This window comes from Fervidobacterium sp. (genome assembly GCF_059913585.1).
This window is the reverse complement of record NZ_DBOLZL010000006.1, coordinates 106,607-124,727: the sequence shown is the minus strand read 5'-3', so window position 1 is coordinate 124,727 and position 18,121 is coordinate 106,607. Positions and strand designations below refer to the sequence as shown.

17 protein-coding genes and 1 pseudogene are annotated in these 18,121 nt (G+C 39.7%); 10 read left to right on the top strand and 8 right to left on the bottom strand.

Annotated features, from left to right (window positions below; genetic code table 11):
- The first annotated feature begins 1 nt into the window (after nucleotide 1).
- Nucleotides 2–1,087 carry a glycosyltransferase family protein gene (locus AC3M61_RS01220; protein WP_500779114.1) on the top strand — a complete coding sequence of 362 codons (1,086 nt, stop codon included), beginning with the start codon at nucleotides 2–4 and terminating at the stop codon, nucleotides 1,085–1,087.
- 12 nt (nucleotides 1,088–1,099) lie between these two features.
- A complete protein-coding gene (gene wecB / locus AC3M61_RS01215) occupies nucleotides 1,100–2,152 on the top strand; it encodes a non-hydrolyzing UDP-N-acetylglucosamine 2-epimerase (RefSeq protein WP_500779113.1) in 1,053 nt (350 codons plus the stop codon).
- A 47-nt stretch (nucleotides 2,153–2,199) separates the two neighbouring features.
- Here wecB and AC3M61_RS01210 read toward each other — a convergent pair whose 3' ends face one another.
- Together AC3M61_RS01210 and AC3M61_RS01205 are read right to left on the bottom strand one after the other, a co-directional pair.
- Nucleotides 2,200–3,174, bottom strand: a complete 975-nt coding sequence (locus tag AC3M61_RS01210; protein WP_500779112.1) for an LCP family protein — start codon at nucleotides 3,172–3,174, stop codon at nucleotides 2,200–2,202.
- A 33-nt stretch (nucleotides 3,175–3,207) separates the two neighbouring features.
- Nucleotides 3,208–4,218, bottom strand: coding sequence for a glycosyltransferase family 2 protein (locus AC3M61_RS01205; protein WP_500779111.1), 1,011 nt, complete (start codon nucleotides 4,216–4,218; stop codon nucleotides 3,208–3,210).
- 439 nt (nucleotides 4,219–4,657) lie between these two features.
- On the opposite strand from AC3M61_RS01205, the gene AC3M61_RS01200 reads away from it, so the two are divergent.
- The 5 genes and pseudogenes from AC3M61_RS01200 to AC3M61_RS01180 all read left to right on the top strand — a co-directional run.
- Complete coding sequence (locus tag AC3M61_RS01200) at nucleotides 4,658–5,281, top strand: HAD family hydrolase (RefSeq protein WP_500779110.1); 624 nt, start codon at nucleotides 4,658–4,660, stop codon at nucleotides 5,279–5,281.
- Nucleotides 5,282–5,312: 31 nt separating this feature from the next.
- Nucleotides 5,313–6,377 carry a mannose-1-phosphate guanylyltransferase gene (locus tag AC3M61_RS01195; protein ID WP_500779109.1) on the top strand — a complete coding sequence of 355 codons (1,065 nt, stop codon included), beginning with the start codon at nucleotides 5,313–5,315 and terminating at the stop codon, nucleotides 6,375–6,377.
- Nucleotides 6,378–6,409: 32 nt separating this feature from the next.
- On the top strand, nucleotides 6,410–7,342 hold the full coding sequence (locus tag AC3M61_RS01190; protein ID WP_500779108.1) for an acetamidase/formamidase family protein: 933 nt from the start codon (nucleotides 6,410–6,412) through the stop codon (nucleotides 7,340–7,342).
- Between the two features lie 315 nt (nucleotides 7,343–7,657).
- The gene (locus AC3M61_RS01185; protein ID WP_500779107.1) at nucleotides 7,658–8,356 is read left to right on the top strand and encodes a formyltransferase family protein; all 699 of its coding nucleotides are present in this window, start codon (nucleotides 7,658–7,660) and stop codon (nucleotides 8,354–8,356) included.
- A gap of 234 nt (nucleotides 8,357–8,590) precedes the next feature.
- A pseudogene (locus tag AC3M61_RS01180) lies at nucleotides 8,591–8,764 on the top strand (N-acetyltransferase); the annotation flags it as partial.
- Here the strand turns inward: AC3M61_RS01180 and rbsK are convergent.
- The 6 genes from rbsK to rbsD all read right to left on the bottom strand — a co-directional run bounded on the left by rbsK (nucleotide 8,752) and on the right by rbsD (nucleotide 14,427).
- The gene (rbsK, locus tag AC3M61_RS01175; RefSeq protein ID WP_500779106.1) at nucleotides 8,752–9,669 is read right to left on the bottom strand and encodes a ribokinase; all 918 of its coding nucleotides are present in this window, start codon (nucleotides 9,667–9,669) and stop codon (nucleotides 8,752–8,754) included. The pseudogene AC3M61_RS01180 and the gene rbsK overlap by 13 nt on opposite strands.
- Nucleotides 9,666–10,664, bottom strand: a complete 999-nt coding sequence (locus AC3M61_RS01170; protein ID WP_500779105.1) for a LacI family DNA-binding transcriptional regulator — start codon at nucleotides 10,662–10,664, stop codon at nucleotides 9,666–9,668. Before AC3M61_RS01170 ends, rbsK begins: the two co-directional genes overlap by 4 nt.
- 72 nt (nucleotides 10,665–10,736) lie before the next feature.
- Nucleotides 10,737–11,609 carry a D-ribose ABC transporter substrate-binding protein gene (locus tag AC3M61_RS01165; protein WP_500779104.1) on the bottom strand — a complete coding sequence of 291 codons (873 nt, stop codon included), beginning with the start codon at nucleotides 11,607–11,609 and terminating at the stop codon, nucleotides 10,737–10,739.
- Nucleotides 11,610–11,632: 23 nt separating this feature from the next.
- Nucleotides 11,633–12,562 carry an ABC transporter permease gene (locus AC3M61_RS01160; RefSeq protein ID WP_500779103.1) on the bottom strand — a complete coding sequence of 310 codons (930 nt, stop codon included), beginning with the start codon at nucleotides 12,560–12,562 and terminating at the stop codon, nucleotides 11,633–11,635.
- Entirely contained in the window at nucleotides 12,562–14,040 is a 1,479-nt protein-coding gene (locus AC3M61_RS01155; RefSeq protein WP_500779102.1) for a sugar ABC transporter ATP-binding protein, read from the bottom strand. Before AC3M61_RS01155 ends, AC3M61_RS01160 begins: the two co-directional genes overlap by 1 nt.
- Nucleotides 14,041–14,427, bottom strand: coding sequence for a D-ribose pyranase (rbsD, locus tag AC3M61_RS01150; protein WP_500779101.1), 387 nt, complete (start codon nucleotides 14,425–14,427; stop codon nucleotides 14,041–14,043).
- 292 nt (nucleotides 14,428–14,719) lie between these two features.
- Here rbsD and AC3M61_RS01145 point away from each other — a divergent pair, with 292 nt between their 5' ends.
- The 3 genes from AC3M61_RS01145 (at nucleotide 14,720) to AC3M61_RS01135 (ending at nucleotide 18,110) form a co-directional block, all read left to right on the top strand.
- A complete protein-coding gene (locus AC3M61_RS01145; protein WP_500779100.1) occupies nucleotides 14,720–15,622 on the top strand; it encodes a radical SAM protein in 903 nt (300 codons plus the stop codon).
- Nucleotides 15,623–15,778: 156 nt separating this feature from the next.
- A complete protein-coding gene (locus AC3M61_RS01140; protein ID WP_500779099.1) occupies nucleotides 15,779–16,939 on the top strand; it encodes a P-loop NTPase fold protein in 1,161 nt (386 codons plus the stop codon).
- A gap of 82 nt (nucleotides 16,940–17,021) precedes the next feature.
- Nucleotides 17,022–18,110: a transglutaminase domain-containing protein gene (locus AC3M61_RS01135; RefSeq protein WP_500779098.1), complete on the top strand. Its 1,089-nt coding sequence runs from the start codon at nucleotides 17,022–17,024 to the stop codon at nucleotides 18,108–18,110.
- Nucleotides 18,111–18,121 lie beyond the last annotated feature (11 nt).

Here is an 18,121-nt window from a genome sequence, read left to right as displayed (position 1 = left end):
GATGAAGAAAATTCTGATGATTGGTTACATGCATCCAAAATATGATAAGCGCGTTTTTAGGACTGTCCGAGCGCTCTCAAAGTATGCAAAAGTGATTTATCAGTACCTAACAGATAAAAGCGAAAATGAACATGAAGAAGGTAATGTTCGATATGTTCCAATACAATGGACTGAGAATATACACGCAAATGCTATTGCAAAGTTATGGAAAAGAAGAACGCTTGATAAAATGATAATGGAGTTAATTAAAAAAACAGAGTTTGATATTTTGTATATGCACCATTTCTTGCCCTCCAGACCACTTGAACCCTTTAGATACGCAAAAAAGGCGGGTAAGAAGGTGGTATATGATATCCACGAATACCACCCGGAAAATTTCCTCTCAAATCTGCACGGGATGATAGGGGAATTGAAAATTAGAGTAATGAAGAAAATATTCGAAAAGCAAATTGGTTTGTCGGATAAGTTGATTTTTGTGTCACAAGAAACGATGATGTACTCAATTGGAAATAGAGATAAAAATGTTTTGATTGTTCCAAACTATGCGGAAATGATTACTCCAAGTGGTGAGAAAAGAAAGGAAATAGTTTTCGTAGGCAAAATAACAAGAGCTCTCGGAGATGAAAAGCAGGTTATAAAAGAACTTATCAAAGAAGGGTTTGTTTTTAAGATAATTGGGATGGATTCAAATATTTTTTCAGACATAGAACACGTTTACACTGGTTTTCTACCGTATGAGAAGATGATGGAAGAGATATCAAAAGCGTCATTCAACTTCATATCTTACAGTTTTCCTAGCGGAGAACCAAGAAACTACGCTTTCTCTCTTCCAAACAAATTTTTTGACTCACTTGGTGCTGGTACACCCGTGATTGTCAAGGAAAGTTTTGTTTCTATGAGAAAGATAGTGGAGGAACTTGGAGTAGGTGTCGTTATAGACCCTAAGGATGTGGAAGGTTCTGTTAGAAAGATTTTGGAAGCATATAGAAATTATGATAAGCTTATAGAAAATATCGAAAAGCACAAAGAAAAATTTGTTTGGGACGAGAAAAAGGAGAGAGAGTTTGTAAAATTCATTCTAGATTGAGGAGGTTTCGCTATGAAAGTTCTTTCCTTAGTCGGTGCAAGGCCACAGTTTATCAAGGAAGCTGTTTTACACAAGGAATTTGAAAAGGCGGGAGTTCAAGAAGTTTTGGTTCATTCTGGGCAACATTATGATTTCAACATGAGTGATGTGTTTTTTGAGGTGCTTGATATCCGAAAACCCGGTTATTATCTGAACGTAGGTTCTGGATTACACGGTGAAATGACTGGAAAGATTATGATTGAATTTGAAAGGGTGGTTCTTGAAGAGAAGCCAGATGTGATAGTTGTCTACGGCGATACGAACACAACACTCGCTGGTGCAATTGTTGGGGCAAAATTGAAGATTCCCGTGGCACACGTTGAGGCGGGTTTGAGGCAAGAGCCAAAGGATATGCCTGAAGAGATTAACAGGGTGCTTACAGATAGAATTTCTAAGTATCTATTCTGTCCTTCACAGTTGTCTGTTGAGAATCTAAAGAAAGAAGGCATCGTCGATGGTGTTTATTTCACTGGTGATGTGATGTACGATTTGTTTTTGATGATGGAGCCTATGTTTAAATACGATGTATTTGAAATCTTACACCTTGAAGAAGGAAAATATATTGTTATGACCCTCCACAGAGATTTCAATGTGGATAACAAAGAAAAGTTTGAAAAGATTTTAAGTGAAGTTTCAAAAGTTGCCGAGGAAGTAAGGGTTGTCTTCCCAGTTCATCCAAGAACACGTAAGAGAATTTCTGAATTTGGTTTGGATGGGTATCTGAAAAATGTTACTGTAATCGACCCGATTGATTATTTAAACTTGATGGGCTTGGTGAAGAAGTCTTGGAAGGTTATCACCGACAGTGGTGGACTTCAAAAGGAGGCGTATTTTGCTGGTAAACGAGCTGTTGTTGTAATGCCTGACACAGGTTGGAGAGAGCTTGTTGAAACTGGATGGAACGTCTTAGCAGATGGTGAAAGGATTTACGATGCAGTGTTTTCTTCTCAAGAAAGACCATATCCAACAGGCTTGTATGGAAATGGTGATGCCGGGAAAAGGATGGTTGAGATTTTAACCAAGTAATGCGAATTAAAGTGAGCAAATAGCTGCCCTATGGGCAGCTATTGTTTTTATCTTTCCAAAAATTCATGCAGTGCTTGAGTGTTTCTTTCGATATTAGTAACGAGAATCCATTGTTTTATTCCATCGATGGTTGCGTATCCTTCTTTGAACGAGCCGTTGATTGGGATTCTGGTGCGCTCGAGCGTGTATTTTGAGTAGTTTTTTGTAGCAAGTGATATGATTTCGTCTCTTGTTAAGTTTGTTTCAATATATGGGAGCACCATATCAATTATCTGTAATTTGGTAGAAAGAGAGGCGTGTTTAAGTTTCTCAAAAACCTGTTCAACGATGCGTTGCTGTCGCTGGACTCTTTCGTAGTCTCCTTTCCCAACTTTTCTAATTCTTGAGTAAGCTAAGGCTTGTCTTCCATTTAAATGATGAACACCTGGTGAGGAAATCTCTCTTACATCTCCTCCGAGGACTTTCTTTAAGTTCCATAGGATATTGTTGAAATTCTCAAGTTCATATGGTTTGATTTCGACTTCAACTCCACCTAAGGCGTCCACAACTTTTTCAAATGCCGCAAAGTCTATTGTTATATATTTTGTCAGGGGTAATTTGAAATTGATATTTATTGTTGTTAGTGCAAGTTTTGGACCACCAAGTTGATATGCACTGTTGATTTTGCGTTTGCCAAATCCCGGAACTTCAATGTAAGTGTCTCTCATTATAGAAACAAGCTTTATAGTTTTTTCGTTGTGATCCATAAAAAGGAGCATTATGGTATCACTTCTGGAATTTTCTCCTTCCCCGTGGGCATCAACACCAAAGAGCGCTATTGCAAATCGATTATTTCTCTGCTTGGGTTGAAAAGTTTCTTGCGAATTGTGATAGTTTGAGCCATAGGCACTGACATCTTCCAGTGAGAATTCGAACGTAAAGTTTATTTTAGATATCTTCGTCTCAAAGTAAAGCCAGAAGATAAATCCAGTAATCGCAATTGCCAGCGAGATTGCAAGGGTTATTTTTAAAAATGTGTACAATTTAAAATCCTCCTCTTGACAACACTATCGTTGCTATTCTTTCCTTTTGAAAATGCCATCGATAGAGCCAAGTCCGTAAGATATGTGGAGTGTGATAAATGCAACCAAGGAGTTTACGAAAATTTTGTCACTGTTGTGTTTAATACCTATCGATGCAGAAAAAAGCGTTACTAATGCGATGTAAAAGAAAAATGGCACTGAGTATATTAGCTTTACAAATGTAGGAATTGATGGGATAAGCGAGAGTATTAATAGCGTAAATAGATAAATGACAAATGACATAGGAATTAGGTGTCTGAGTCTATAGGCTTTTTTTACGTATTTTGAGCTATACGTTACCCAAAATCCATTTGAGTAGTTGTTTTCCCAAAGTTTTTTGAAAGTATCTCTTGCAAAATAATAGGACTTTGCTTGAGGAACGAGCATAATCCTATAGCCTGCGCGTTTTAAACGCAAGTTGAATTCGATATCTTGGTTTCTTATCAGCCGTTCGTCAAATAGTCCTATGTTTTCGAAGATTTCTTTTTTGTATATTCCATACGCAACAGTATCGACATACTCATTGTTTTCTACACCTGTTCTATACTTTGCCCCACCGATACCGAATGGATGCTTTAATACCTCACTTATTGCTATCGCTTTTGGGGTGTTATTTCTGGGGAGTGTTTCCATTAATCCTCCAGCAACATCACAGAGGTTTGACTCGATGGCTTCAACGCAGGCAGATATATAGTTCTCTGAGTAAGTCGCATGTCCACTTGCTATCATTATATACTTCCCAGAAGCGTTTCGTATACCGATGTTTAAGCCGGAGGGTGTGTGCTTTTTAGGATTTTGGAGTATCTTTATTTTTGCTGGATATTTTGAAACATATTCTTCGGCGACTTTCTTTGTATTGTCAGTGCTCATGCCATCTACCACGATGATTTCGATGGCTTTGTAATCGTTGTTGAGTAGGCTTTCGAGTGTTTTTGAAATGGTCTTTTCTTCGTTGTAAACTGGGATAATTACTGAGACTTTGTTTTGAGAATTGATGGCAGACATGTGAATTCCTCCATATGTTTTTTTGTGTTTTTAGAATAGTTCCATTTGAAAGTATATCGCATTTGATTGTATTTTCAACTACAAAAGGAGGCAAACGGTAAGAATAAGTGAGAAGGTTGCAAATTTGGTGGGTTTCAAACTCGGGGTGGGTTTGGAGTGCTGTTTGAAGGGCTTATGGGGGAAATTTAACGATACAGTAACTGTTTTCAGTTTTGATTAGGTTGTTCTCAATTTCTTTAAATAAGTATATTCCCTCGACGAATCTCTTAATGCGCTGAATCTCATCTAAAATGTCTTGTAAGAATAATCTAACGTCCCGTCTTTTAGACATATTTTGCTTCCTCTAAAATGTAAGGAACTTTTATCTTATCCAGTTAACGATTTTATATTTAAATGGTAAAATCTACAATGAGAGACATATAGATTAAGGGGTGGTTAGATGGTTGAAACTAAAGAGATAGATACCTTGGTCTTTGACCTTGGTAGGGTTTTAATACACTGGGACCCGTATGGGTATATGGTTGGAGAGTTTGGCGAAGAGGTTGCTAAGCGATTGGTTGAAAAGGTTTTCAGTGCTCCGGAATGGAATTTGATGGACAAAGGTGATATATCCGAGTCACAGCTTTGGAAGATGATGGAGGAAAGATACCCGGAAGATGCCCAGTACATACATCATATGAAGAATGCGGTGTTGAATTTGCTCAAGCCAATAGAAGAGAACACAAGGTTGTTGCCTATTCTGAAGGCTCATGGGTATCGCCTGTGTGTGCTTTCAAATTTCAGCTACAAGGCGTTTGAGTATGTGTACAATACATTCGACTTTTTCAAGTATTTTGATTGCATGGTTATCTCAAGCCATGTTAAGAAGATAAAACCCAATGAAGATATTTTCTATGAATTAATCGAACGTTGCGGTGTGAGGCCATCGAATTCTTTGTTTATTGACGATAGGGCGGATAATATTGAAACGGCGAGAAGGTTGGGATTCCACGTTATTCATCTTGTTGAGCACACTAAGCTGAAAGAAGAATTGGAGAAAATAATTGGAACTAAGTTTGAATAAGAGATTAAAATTGCTTAGGAGGAGCGATAGTATGGCGGAAATTAAGGATTTTGCATTGATAATGGCTGGTGGGAAAGGGGAGCGCTTTTGGCCACTTTCAACCGATGAAAGGCCAAAACAGTTTTTGAATTTGTTCAGTGATAAGACGATGATACAACTCACTGTTGAAAGGCTCGAAGGACTTGTTCCAATTAATCATACGTTTGTTGTGACAGGTGAGCAGTACGTGGGAATCACGTGTGAGCAGTTGGCGGGACTGCCAAGGGAGAATATAGTCGTTGAGCCGATGGGGAGAAATACAGCGCCAGCAATAGCACTATCGGCTTTCTATATCAAAAAACACTTTGGAAATGCCAACCTTGTTGTTCTGCCAGCAGACCATCTTGTAAAGGATGTCGAGGGATTTAGGACGGCTTTGAGGAACGCGCTGGATTTTATCAAGAAGAATAAAGATGCTGTTGTTACACTTGGAATAAAGCCGGATAGACCTGAGACGGGGTATGGGTATATTAAATTCGTGAAAGAAAATGAAGATGTTAAATACAATGAAACGGTATTGAGAGTGGAACGATTTGTCGAAAAGCCGGCATATGAAGTGGCACTGAAATACTTAGAAGAAGGCAATTATCTGTGGAATGCTGGGATATTCATTTGGAATGTTGATACGATAATTGAGACAACAAGAAAATTTCTTCCAAAGACTTACGAAATTCTCAATAAGTTATTTGAATCACCTGAGGATTCATACGAGCAGTCTTTGAAAGAACTCTATCCTCAGGTTGATAATATCTCTGTTGACTACGGGATAATGGAGCATTACGACAGGATTTACGTTATCCCCTCGGAATTTGGCTGGGATGATGTGGGAAGTTGGACAAGTGTTGAAAGGCACAGCGAGAAAGATGAGATGGGAAATGTGGTTGCAAGCAATGTGTATTATTTCAAGAGTAAGGGAAACATAGTCAAAACGAATAAGAAGACGATTCTGAACGATGTTGAGGATTTGATTGTGATTGAGACGGATGAGTATATAGTGATTTCAAGTAAGAAATCGGCGCAGGGGATTAAGGATATAAAGAAGGAAGTGGGTAAGTAAGTTTGAAAAAATGGGGGATGGGGGTGAGTTTGATGGGAAGCAGGCACTTGGTTTCTTCAGATAATAAAGTTTTTGCATTTAGCAGAGACATGAAACCTGCTCTAATTATTGAAGACGGCGATGAGGTTGTCTTTGAGACGCTTGATTGCTTTTCAAACCAAATAAAAACAACAGAAGATAGGTTGGAAAACTTGGATTGGTCAGAAGTTAACCCGGCAACGGGTCCTGTTTTTGTGAACGGAGCAAAACCCGGGGATGCATTGGTAGTTGAGATACTCGATATCGAAGTTGCAAATCAAGGTGTTATGGTTGCTGGAAAAGGACTCGGACCTCTTGGAGAAAAGTTTGAAGGATTTCATACAAAGATTGTTAAAATAAAAGATGGATGTGCGATGTTCAATGATTTGGAATTACCCATTGACCCGATGATAGGCGTTATTGGAGTAGCACCAAAAGAAGGAAGCGTCAATTGTGGCACTCCGGGACCTCATGGAGGGAATTTGGATACGAGGTATATAAAGAAGGGGGCGAAGGTGATTTTACCAGTTTTTGTTGAAGGTGGTCTGCTTGCTCTGGGTGATTTACACGCACTGATGGGTGATGGGGAAGTTTGTGGAACGGGGATAGAAGTTGCTGGGAAGGTTACAGCAAGAATTTTTCTTAAAAAAGGCTTGGAACTTAGAAATCCTATGGTAATTTCTGAAGGTAGTTTGTTCACTTTGGCTTCAGAAAAAACATTGGATGAAGCAATAAAATCAGTCGTGAGTGATATGGCGGAGTTTGTGCTGAGGTATGCTAATATAAGCCTTGAGGAGTTGACAATGCTGTTTAGCATCGTTGGTAATACGGAGATTTCGCAAGTTGTAGACCCACTTCTGACTGCAAGGTTTAGGATACCGTTGGATGTTCTTGAGAGGTTAGGGTTTTTGATCGAGATGCTTGGTAGTAAAAACGGATACTGTTAATTCGTAATAGGGATATGCGAGCAAAGATTTATCGAGCTTACCCATACTAGGGAAAGAAAATAGTTTGAATTTTTGAGGACAGAAAGTTTCAAGGTGCATTTAATAAATTCTTGAGCGTACATGGGGCTACTATGTTTTGAACATTTGCGTAAGTACAGGGTACATCTTGTTCCAAAAAGGTAGTTAACTGCGCACACTTAGATGTGTTTTTGTGCAAAATTTGGACAGCAAACTTTGTCGCTTAAAGAATACGGCGTTCGGAAGTTTTTTACACTTTTACTTATATGGCGTTAGTCTAAATAAGGAGGGATTATCATGAAACTTGGGTTGATCACATACGATACAGCGCATTTGAAGACCGAGCAGGTTTTGCTGAACTTGATAAAGAAATATGAACCAAAGGATATGACACTTTTTGCTTTACCTTATGTTCCAAGAAAAGAAAGAAAGGTTTTTTTTAACCATCGACCGAATCAAAGTGAAGCTACGCCTACGCAAATTTTGGCAGAAATTTTGGGAATAGAGTATCAACGAGTTGAGAAAGATGTTGAAATTCCTGAAGGTTTCGATTATTATCTGATCCTAGGTGCCGGAATTTTATCAGCAGAATTTATCGAGAAAGCAAAAAAAGTAATAAACTGCCATCCCGGGGTTATTCCAGCAGCAAGAGGTCTAGATGCGTTCAAATGGTCTATCCTAGAAATGAAACCCCTTGGTGTAACCTTACATTATATAGACAAGGAAGTGGATAAAGGAGAAGTCATTTCAATAGTCCCAACCCCCATTTTTAGCACAGATACATTGGAAATGTTGGCAAGACGCCACTATGAAAACGAAATTTATGTTCTAAGCAACTTTGAACACTATCTTGAGAGACCAAAAAATCCTTTTGAAGGTATTGCAGAAGGTGAACCTCATAGGCGGATGCCTTATGAGTTAGAAAGAGAAATGGTTAGTAAATTCGATCAATACAAAGAACATTTTGTTGTTGAACAAAGAAGATGGCTCCATTGATAATTTCTCATTCTTCACACCTCTTTAGGAGCACGACAAATCTAAAAAGCACATCCACTCGATTGAATTTTGGCGAATAGCAAATTTAATACTTACCAAACACAGCACTAGTGGAATGAGAAGATTGTTTAACAATAGATTAGAGAAGGGAAACAGGTATCGTGGCTACTGCAATAATTGAAAGTTATCGCCAACACGAAAACAGGTTGTAGATAAGGAGCATGCGTTGATACAAATTCTACAATACTTCCTGGAATAGTGATTGCCGAAGACACACTCGTTGCTGCAGGTTCGGTTGTTACGAAAGATACCAAACCAAGAAAGATTTACATGGGCGTTCCTGCAAGAGAATACAAAGACGTACCAACAGAACAGTTGTTGGAAAATCAGGTGTATTACAAAGGCTGAGTACCTTTCAAAAACTCTTCAACTTCAATTTTTTGGGGAATTGATGGCTGAGCACCTTTTCTCGTAACAGAGATAGCCGCACATATGTTGGCGTATCTGATGGCCTCGACCAAGCTTTTACCTTCACTCAGGGCCACTGCAAAAGCTCCGTTAAAGACATCGCCAGCTGCCGTTGTGTCGACAGCTGTGACTTTCATTGTTGGAATGTTGAAGAGTCTATTGGAGTCTACATACGTTGCTCCCTTGTCACCGAGTTTGACTATCATAGCCTTCAAACCTAATTTATTGAATTTTTTGAAAGAATCTTCTATTGAAACAAAATCGCCAAAAAACGTTCTGCTAAGTGTTTTAAGTTCTTCCTCATTTGGTGTAAGAAAATCGACGTATCTAAAAATCTCGGGCCTGATATCTTGAGCGGGTGCAGGGTCAAAAATAACAGTTTTGCCCGATTCTTTAAACATAGCACAAGTGTAGATGGTTGTTTCGAAAGGTATCTCATTCTGTGTAAGTAAGATATTAGCTTTGAGCAACTCTTCTTTCGAATCTAATACCATTTCTTTAGTTAAATAAGCATTGGCACCAGGATTGATTATTATTCTGTTCTCTCCTGTGAGGCAAACTTCGATAAAAGCCATGCCAGTTGAGACACCATTGACAACCCTGTATCCGTGAATGTTCTCGCGTTTGTAGTTTTCAATCAAAATTTTACCATATTGGTCATCACCTACAGCGGTAAGAAAATACACAGGTTCTTCAGATAGGCGAGCAACCGCAACCGCTTGGTTAGCTCCTTTTCCACCAGGAAAATACTCTAGTTTAATTAGTTTTTGAGTTTCTCCAGGATTCGTAAAATGTTCTACTGTGAGCACGATATCCATATTTGAGCTACCGATTACAGCAATCATGTTTTTGGCCTCCTTGTTGATTCTCGTACAACAAGTTCAGGTTCTAAGATAACTCCTTCAGTTGTTGATAGCCGTTCTTTTATCATAAGTAACAGTAGTTCAGCAGCTTTTTGACCCATTTCATACATTGGTTGACGTATAGTTGTTAAAGCGGGTTTATAGTGCTTGCTGAAGGGTATATTATCGAAACCTGTTACACTAATTTGTTCAGGAACATGTATCCCTTTCTCTTCAAGAGCGTCTATGACCCCAAAGGCTATTAAGTCATTACCACACAGAATCGCGTCGAATTCTAGAATATCATTGAATTGCAGGGCAAAGTTATAACCTGCTTCATACGAAAATCCTGTGAAAAAGTGTTCATGTTTATATCTGCCTGATTTCATTCTTTCCATAAACGCTACGTGACGTTGTTTTGCGCTAAAGGTATTCTTATCACCATTGATAAACAAGAAGCTCTTGTGACCATTTTCAATAAGATGGTCAAGCAATAAGTTTATACCCTTTTTGTTGTCAACGATAACGTAAGAGGAGTTTACACCCCGTATAATCCTGTCCAAAAAAACGACCTTGAGCCCCTGCTCAATTTTACGGAGTAACTTCGGATTCGAATCTCCAGAACCTGTAAACAGTAATCCATCTATATGCTTGGAAAGTAGGGCATCGAGTATGTGGTTTTCTTCATTCTTGTCTTGATCGGAGCTTCCAAAAATAAGAGTGTAGCCGTGTCTTCTTAAGTAATCCTCTGCACCACGAACAATGTGTGCAAAGAATGGGTTTGTGATGTCCGGAAGTATGAAACCAACAGTTTTTGTTGCACCATTTCTTAAACTCCGAGCTATGCTGCTGGGAGAGTATCCCAGCTCTTGTACGGCTTTGATAACTTTTTCCCTTAATTCGTCCGAAACAGGTGCAGAGCCTGTTAGAACTCTTGACACTGTTGAGATAGAAACTCCAGAGAGTTTAGCAACATCCTTGATACTTGCTTTTTTCATGCTGTCATGTTGTTCCTCCTTTTGGAATGCCCAGGGGGGAATCCCCCTGGGCGATGGAATGCCGTTCATATTTTACTTCCCTTTTGTCACAAGCTCAAGCTCCACAGGTATAAATACTGTCTTTTGCTTCAAGTATTCGTATGCTTTTTGAACGGCGAGTTGACCCATGAGGTAAGGTTGTTGCGCTACTGTAGCTGCCATTTCTCCTTTTTTCACTGCTTCGAGAGCATCCGGAATCGCATCGAAACCTACCACGATTATCTTTCCAAGTTTCTTGGCTGCTCTGATAGCTTCAATTGCACCAAGTGCCATCTCATCATTCTGAGCAAAAACGGCATCAATATCGGGATACGCTTGAAGGATATTCTCCATGACTCTCATACCTTCTGCTCTGTTAAAATTCGCGACTTGTTCCGCAACAAGTTGTATTCCTGGGTATTTTTTAAGCTCGGTCTTGAATCCAAGTCCGCGGTCACGCGCCGCTGAAGTTCCTGGAATTCCAACGAGCATGACAACTTTTCCTTTGCCTTTGAGTTGCTCTGCTAGGAACCTTGCTGCCATGGCTCCACCTGCTACATTGTCGGAAGCTATGTGAACTACGACTTGTCCACCAGCTGCAGCGCGGTCAACCGTGATAACAGGAATCTTGGCTTTGTTTGCAGCTTCGATAGCCGGCACTATTGCCGCACTGTCTGTTGGGTTAATTATTATTAGGTCGACCTTTTTCTGAATTAAGTCTTCGATGTCGTTGAGTTGTTTTGCCGGCTTGTCTTGTGCGTCAACAACGAGGAGTGTTATTCCAAGTTCTTTTGCCGCGGCAAGAGCTCCATCTCTGAGTGTTACGAAGAACGGGTTGTTAAGTGTTGATAATGACAACCCCACCTTGAAGCTGAAAACTGAAACCACCAAAACCAGTACCACGAGAACTACCACTAACCTTCTCATACCCTTCACCTCCCAAAAGTGTGTTACCCTTCACGTTCGATCAAAACAGCTGTTAAGATCACGATGCCTTTGACCGCATCTTGGTAAAATGGGGAAACGTTTAGTATGTTCATTCCGTTGTTTAGTATACCCATAATAAGAGCTCCGAAAAAGGTGCCCAGCACAGTTCCTTTTCCTCCTGATAGGCTTGCCCCGCCTAGAACAACCGCAGCGATAGCATCAAGCTCGTATCCAACGCCGAAAGTTGGTTGTGCACTGTTCAACCTTGAGGTGAGAATTATCGCACTAACCGCGGTCAGCAGTCCGCTCAAAACGTAAAAACTTATTTTGTAAAGATCCACTTTTACACCGCTTAACCTAGAAGCTAGCTCGTTGCCACCAATTGAGTACGCATAAAGGCCAAATTTTGTGAAGTGAGTTAGGTAGCTCATGAGGAGAAGTAAGGAAAACATTATTATCACTGGAACAGGAATGCCCAAAACGTCACCGGCACCAATATAACGGAAAGCCGATGGAAACCCTGTAATTGGCATTCCTTCCATATATGCAAGAGTCAAACTCCTAGCGATAGCCATAGTGGCGAGTGTTACAATAAAAGGTTGGAGCTTCCCCTTTGCTATGAGCAAGCCGTTGAAAAACCCAAAAGCTGCACCTACCAGAAGAGCAGCCAAAATGCCTAAAAATATCGAGTTACTCTTTGCAATGATTGAAGCCAGAATAGCAGCAGATAGTGCAAAGACGGAGCCGACTGACAGGTCTATTCCACCGGAAATTATCACAACCGTCATGCCAAAAGCGATGATTGCCTGCATAGAGACTTGGCGAAGAACGTTAACGAAATTTGATAATGTAAAAAATCTGTCCGATAGAAGGCTGAAGAATATCACAACACCTATAAGCCCTACTATAGCAGGATACTCTCTAATCTTAGCAAGAAATTTTTTCGAGTTCATCACTCGTCAACCCCCGTCGCAAGTTTTACAACCTTTTCTTCTGACAATTCGTGACGCTCGAGGATACCCATAGAACGACCTCGGTGCATGACAAGAACCCTGTCGCATAAACCGAGTATTTCTGGAAGTTCTGAAGAGATAAATATAACTCCGACACCTTCATTGGCTAGCCTGTTCACGATGTTATAAACCTCAACCTTTGTTGCAACATCAATACCTCTTGTCGGTTCGACTAGCATTACTAACTGAGGAGTTTTTCTGAGAACTTTAGCCAAAACAACCTTTTGTTGATTACCACCTGATAGCGTTTTGACCTTCTGGAATATGCTGCTGACTTTTATAGAGTATTTCCTAACCTCTTCAAGAGCCATAGACTTGGCTTTTTTCCATGAAATATGTTGACCCCTTGAGACTTCATCTGTGTTTTGAAGAACGATGTTTCTAATGACATCCAGTTCCAGCACTAACCCCATCTTTTTCCTGTCTTCCGGGACCAATGCAATTCCGTGCTTAAGCATATTTTTTGACGGTTCTAGCTCAGTATCATTTAATACCATTCTTGACCAGGTGGCTGGTAAGTTTCCGAAAATTCCCAACGCGATTTCAGATTTTCCAGATCCAACAAGCCCTGCTATACCGAATATCTCTCCCTTTCGAACTTCGAAGGTTACGTTCTTTACAAAATCACCCACTGACAGATTTTCCACGAAGAATACAATTTCTTCCTTTGGTTGATTGAACTTAGGATACATTTCTTCGATTTTTCTACCAACCATCATTCTTATAAGTTCTTCTCTATCAACATCGGTTATACGCTTAGTTCCAATAAGTTCGCCGTCTCTAAGGACCGTAACCCTATCTGCTATTTGATAAATCTCTTCCAACCTGTGGGATATGAATATTACCGAAACTCCTTTATCTTTTAGGTTTTTGATGATTTCAAAAAGTCTTTCAGCTTCGTACTCAGTGATTGTTGCTGTTGGCTCATCCATTATTATTATGCGAGCGTTTAAAAACAGAGCTTTTGCAATAGATACCAGCTGTTTTTCAGATGTATTAAGATTCTTGACTTTTTCGTCCGGTCTTATATTGAATTTCAGGCTCTCGAGAAGATTTTTGACAGCATAAAATGCTTTTCTTTTAGAAAATCGAAATCCCTTGACGTTTCCAACGAAAATATTCTCTGCAACGGTCAACTCCTCGAAAAGATTCAGTTCTTGGTGAATCGTAGAGATTCCGTTGACTATAGCTTCTGTCGGGTCTTTGAAGTTAATTTTGTTACCTAGGTAATATATTTCTCCGGTATCCGCCTTGTGAACACCACTTATTATCTTTATAAGCGTGCTTTTTCCAGCACCGTTCTCACCGACAAGTGCAAGAACTTCTTTTTCGTAAAGTTCTAAGCTGACGTTTTTCAGTGCTTGCACCCCAGGAAATGACTTACTGACATTCTTCACTTCAAGTACCTTCTCAGGCATTTAGAAGATCACCCCAGACACAAGTATTGCGTTGGAATATGGCGTTGTATCGCCAGTTCGAATAACCGCCTTACACATTTTTGTCAACTCTTTCAACTGCTCATGCGAGATTTTTTTAAGCTCAACCGATGGCATTCTTTTTTGAATTTCATCAATAAAAATTTCTCTCGCCTCGGTGGCAATAATGCACTGCTCAACTTCTAGTTCCTTAAGAACAACTTCAAGTACATCCAAAAAGGTTGGTTTCCCGAAATCCAAAACTACATCTATCTTCTCGACAGTGTCGGGAATGGGAAATCCCAAATCTACTATTGCTAACATATCTTTATGACCCATCGAGGCAACAACTTTTGCAATCTGCGAGTTGAAAATGCCATATTTTTTCAACTTATTCACCCCCTTTTGATAAGATGAGAAAATTAGTTTACTATACAGATGTCAAAAAACTGCCTATCTGAAAACGTTTTCGAAAACGTTTTCAGAAGAATCATACCACAGACATGGGTTCTTACCAAATGTATAGAAAGCGAGAAAAAACTTCTTTTGGCAAGAAATAGTAAGAATTCCGACTATTAATCTTTTTTGCGGATAAATATAACATTATCTGCAGAAAATTGAGAAGCGTTTTGATTTGGTGGGGTTTGTTGATATAATAATCACAAAGGGGTGTTGAGATTTCGTGCCATTTTACCAGGAAGAACTCTTCGATGGTTCATTATCAACCATAGCCAAAGACCTGATGGAACATCTTGAGAAATGTGACCTTTGCCCTCACCAGTGTGGGGTTAATAGGTTCGAGGGCAAGGTTGGTTTTTGTGGTGCCACAGCAGATGTGGAGATAGCAAGCTATGGGCCGCACTTTGGGGAAGAGTCTGTTTTGGTAGGTTTTGGTGGTTCCGGAACGATATTTTTTACCCACTGCAATATGAGGTGTGTTTTTTGCCAGAATTATCACATCAGTCAACTTGGTGAGGGAAGAAAGGTCAGCATTGAAGAGCTTGCCGGGATTATGCTCACTCTCCAAAAGATGGGCTGCCACAACATCAATTTAGTCACACCTACACATTATATCCCCCAGATTGTCTCTGCGCTTGCGATTGCGGCAAAGAGTGGGTTAAAAATTCCATTAGTCTACAATTGCGGCGGGTATGAACGCAAAGAGATAATAGCTCTACTTGATGGGATTATCGATATATACATGCCCGATTTTAAATACGGAGATGATGAAAAAGCATTGCGATACTCTAATGTTTTGAACTATACAAAATATGCAAAAGAATCCATTGTCGAGATGCAACGCCAAGTTGGGGATTTGGTTGTGGATGAGAATGGGATAGCACTCAGAGGGCTGATAATCAGGCATTTGGTGATGCCGAATAATGTGGCTGATAGTAAAAAGGTGCTTGAATTTATCGCAAAAGAGGTATCTCCAAGGGCATACGTGAATGTAATGGCACAGTACTATCCTACCTTTAAAGCGCATCAATTTCCGGAGATTGCAAGAAGAATAACGATGGAAGAATACAAAGAAGTGCTCGAATTTGCAAGGCAAATCAGCCCAGAATTCAGATTTGCTGAATAAAGGGTGGAATGTGCAAAAATTATTTATTCATTATGTGTCGAGCCTGTCCAACATTTGTCGAGCTTGTCGACAATGTCGAGCGAAAAAATGTTGGCTTGCGTGGTATAATTGGTTTGAAAGGGTTTTCGATGGAGAAGTATGGACAGGGGTGGCATTATGGGTAGCAAGAGTATTTCTGTTCTTATTCCTCTTTTAACGGATAAGCCTTTGAGAGAATCAGATTCAGATTGGTTAGTTAATAGGCAAGAGGAGATAAGTTATCTTAATAATATTACAGCTCACTTGCCTTTTGGCATACTTGGTGTGGCTGGTGAAACTGGTATTGGAAAAACAACGGTTCTCAATTTTGTGAAACCATCGGGCGTGTATGTTCAAACTGTCAATATTTCTCTCCGAGAGACAATGGAAAGTATTCTCTACGATTTGCTTTATTCATTAGCCTCAAAGTTGGAACACGACAATGATATTGGTGAGGTTGCAAGAGAGTGCAAGGACTGGATTACTGAAGAGGTAGCGACTCTTAAGGGATTTTCACTGGGCTTTTCGATGCTTGGCAACACGGAAGCTAAATTTGAAAAGTCCAGAGCCCCGCGATTTAATTTCTTTGCCGCTCGCGAACGGCTCGGGTTGTTAATTGAAAAAACGGTGAATGCAAAGGGAAAATTCTTGCTGATAGTTGACGAACTGGACAAGGAAAAGAAAGAAGATGTGTTGAGAGTTATTGATGCATTGAAAACGCAGTTTCTTATCGAGAACTTAGTTGTTGTGTTCTCATTACCATTTGCTATTTACAGAGAATACGTGTCAGATAGGATGCGTTGGAACGAAGCAGGGAATCTGGAAAATGTGTTTAAAGATATTGTGTTCTTAGAACCTCTGAGGTCTTTGGATATAAAAGAGATGTTGGTTAAAAGGTTAGATAGATACTTGGACTTCGTTGAGCATGATGTACTTGAGGTCGCTGCTGACTTTTCAGATGGAAATCCAAGAGATGCGCTGTGGATATTGTCCAAAAGTGTGTACGACAACGTACATGAGGATAAGCTCAGAAAGGGACATTTGTTAAACACAATCAATAAGGTTGTTAAAGAGTATATCTCAACGGGTGTTAGCTTAACCGAAAATCAGAAGAAGGCAGTTAAATTGTTGAGGGATTATTTTGGTCCAAAGGAAGGAATTTTGGAAATTCTTCAAACGAATGGTTTCAAAAGAACAACAGCATATTCGGTTTTTGAACAGTTAGTTGAAAAAAGATTTTTGATAGTAAGGGATGGTAATTACAAAATCTCTGGAAAGTTTAAATTCGTAGATTTTTAGAACTTGTCGAGCCTGTCCAACATTTGTCGAGCTTGTCGACGGTGTCGAGCGAATAGCTTGTTTTGGGAAGGAGAACGCGTAGATGGAACGAACGTTTCGAATGTTTGTTCTTATCGTCTGGGCACTGGTATATGCTGTGATTTTTGCGAAAGTCTATCAAGTTTACTCAGTTGATGATATCGAGAAGGCTATAGCTACAGATATATTGAATTATGAGCAGACAACGGTGCTTAGAGCGAAAGGGACTAACAATGCTACAATGCTTAAGGTGATAGGTGCGATAATAGAAAGCCTTCCGGAAAAGTTGTTTATTGAGCGTTGGGAGGCGGAATCACTTGAGCGAGGAAGCAATGTTGAAGCAACTATTACGTATGTCTACACAGAAACTGAAGTGGAACGAAGAGTGGTCGATGAATTCATATCTAAAAATCTATCTGTAATCGTTGGTAATGCAAAAAGTGATTTAGAGAAGGTTTTGGCAATTAACGAATGGATAAAGGCATATATCACGTACGATGAGGCCTACTTACACAAAAGTGTTTATGCGACTTTGAAAGATAGAACCGGGGTTTGTCAAGGATATGCACTTTTGTTCTACAAACTTGCGAAAGCAGCAGGGCTCAATGTTTACCTTGTCAGTGGGCAAGCGAAACCTGCGGGAGCATCGGCTAATGAATTACAACCACACGCTTGGAATGTAGTAAAAGTTGAAGATGGTTGGTATTACATAGATACTACATGGAACGATAGCACGGGAATCAATGCGTACTTTCTTTTTGGTAAGAACCAAGCACGCTATTCTCACTATCCTACAACAAAAATCCCGGTTGCTGTTTCAACAAAGAGCTATGCAGAGAAGCTCTATGAAGAGATAGTCTCTGGAAACACCCGGTCGCTCAATTTGTTTAATTCGCTGTATGGAACCTTGATAGAAAAGTACGATGATTTTGTGATATATCTGACGAATGTTTTGAAGAATAGGACCAATATAACTGAAGTGAGGTTTGTGTCATCTGCAAGTTTTGTAACAAAGTATTTGTCGAGGGTTATGCAGGAAGCTATGTTTAAATTGAATCTAACAAGTGTAAGTTACGGGTACTCGTATATATACCTTTTTACTTTTAACGGAAAGGACTTTTTTGTATGGACGCTGAGTTTTAGCCAGAATTGAACGGAATTGAC

Bases quoted from the DNA above. Each gene is read 5' to 3' on its own strand.
- AC3M61_RS01160 (WP_500779103.1), bottom strand. From the start codon at position 12,562: ATGAACTCGAAAAAATTTCTTGCTAAGATTAGAGAGTATCCTGCTATA.
- AC3M61_RS01135 (WP_500779098.1), top strand. From the start codon at position 17,022: ATGGAACGAACGTTTCGAATGTTTGTTCTTATCGTCTGGGCACTGGTA.
- AC3M61_RS01140 (WP_500779099.1), top strand. From the start codon at position 15,779: ATGGGTAGCAAGAGTATTTCTGTTCTTATTCCTCTTTTAACGGATAAG.
- AC3M61_RS01195 (WP_500779109.1), top strand. From the start codon at position 5,313: ATGGCGGAAATTAAGGATTTTGCATTGATAATGGCTGGTGGGAAAGGG.
- AC3M61_RS01170 (WP_500779105.1), bottom strand. From the start codon at position 10,664: ATGAAAAAAGCAAGTATCAAGGATGTTGCTAAACTCTCTGGAGTTTCT.
- rbsK (WP_500779106.1), bottom strand. From the start codon at position 9,669: ATGATTGCTGTAATCGGTAGCTCAAATATGGATATCGTGCTCACAGTA.
- wecB (WP_500779113.1), top strand. From the start codon at position 1,100: ATGAAAGTTCTTTCCTTAGTCGGTGCAAGGCCACAGTTTATCAAGGAA.
- AC3M61_RS01155 (WP_500779102.1), bottom strand. From the start codon at position 14,040: ATGCCTGAGAAGGTACTTGAAGTGAAGAATGTCAGTAAGTCATTTCCT.
- AC3M61_RS01165 (WP_500779104.1), bottom strand. From the start codon at position 11,609: ATGAGAAGGTTAGTGGTAGTTCTCGTGGTACTGGTTTTGGTGGTTTCA.
- AC3M61_RS01190 (WP_500779108.1), top strand. From the start codon at position 6,410: ATGGGAAGCAGGCACTTGGTTTCTTCAGATAATAAAGTTTTTGCATTT.
- AC3M61_RS01200 (WP_500779110.1), top strand. From the start codon at position 4,658: ATGGTTGAAACTAAAGAGATAGATACCTTGGTCTTTGACCTTGGTAGG.
- AC3M61_RS01205 (WP_500779111.1), bottom strand. From the start codon at position 4,218: ATGTCTGCCATCAATTCTCAAAACAAAGTCTCAGTAATTATCCCAGTT.
- AC3M61_RS01185 (WP_500779107.1), top strand. From the start codon at position 7,658: ATGAAACTTGGGTTGATCACATACGATACAGCGCATTTGAAGACCGAG.
- AC3M61_RS01220 (WP_500779114.1), top strand. From the start codon at position 2: ATGAAGAAAATTCTGATGATTGGTTACATGCATCCAAAATATGATAAG.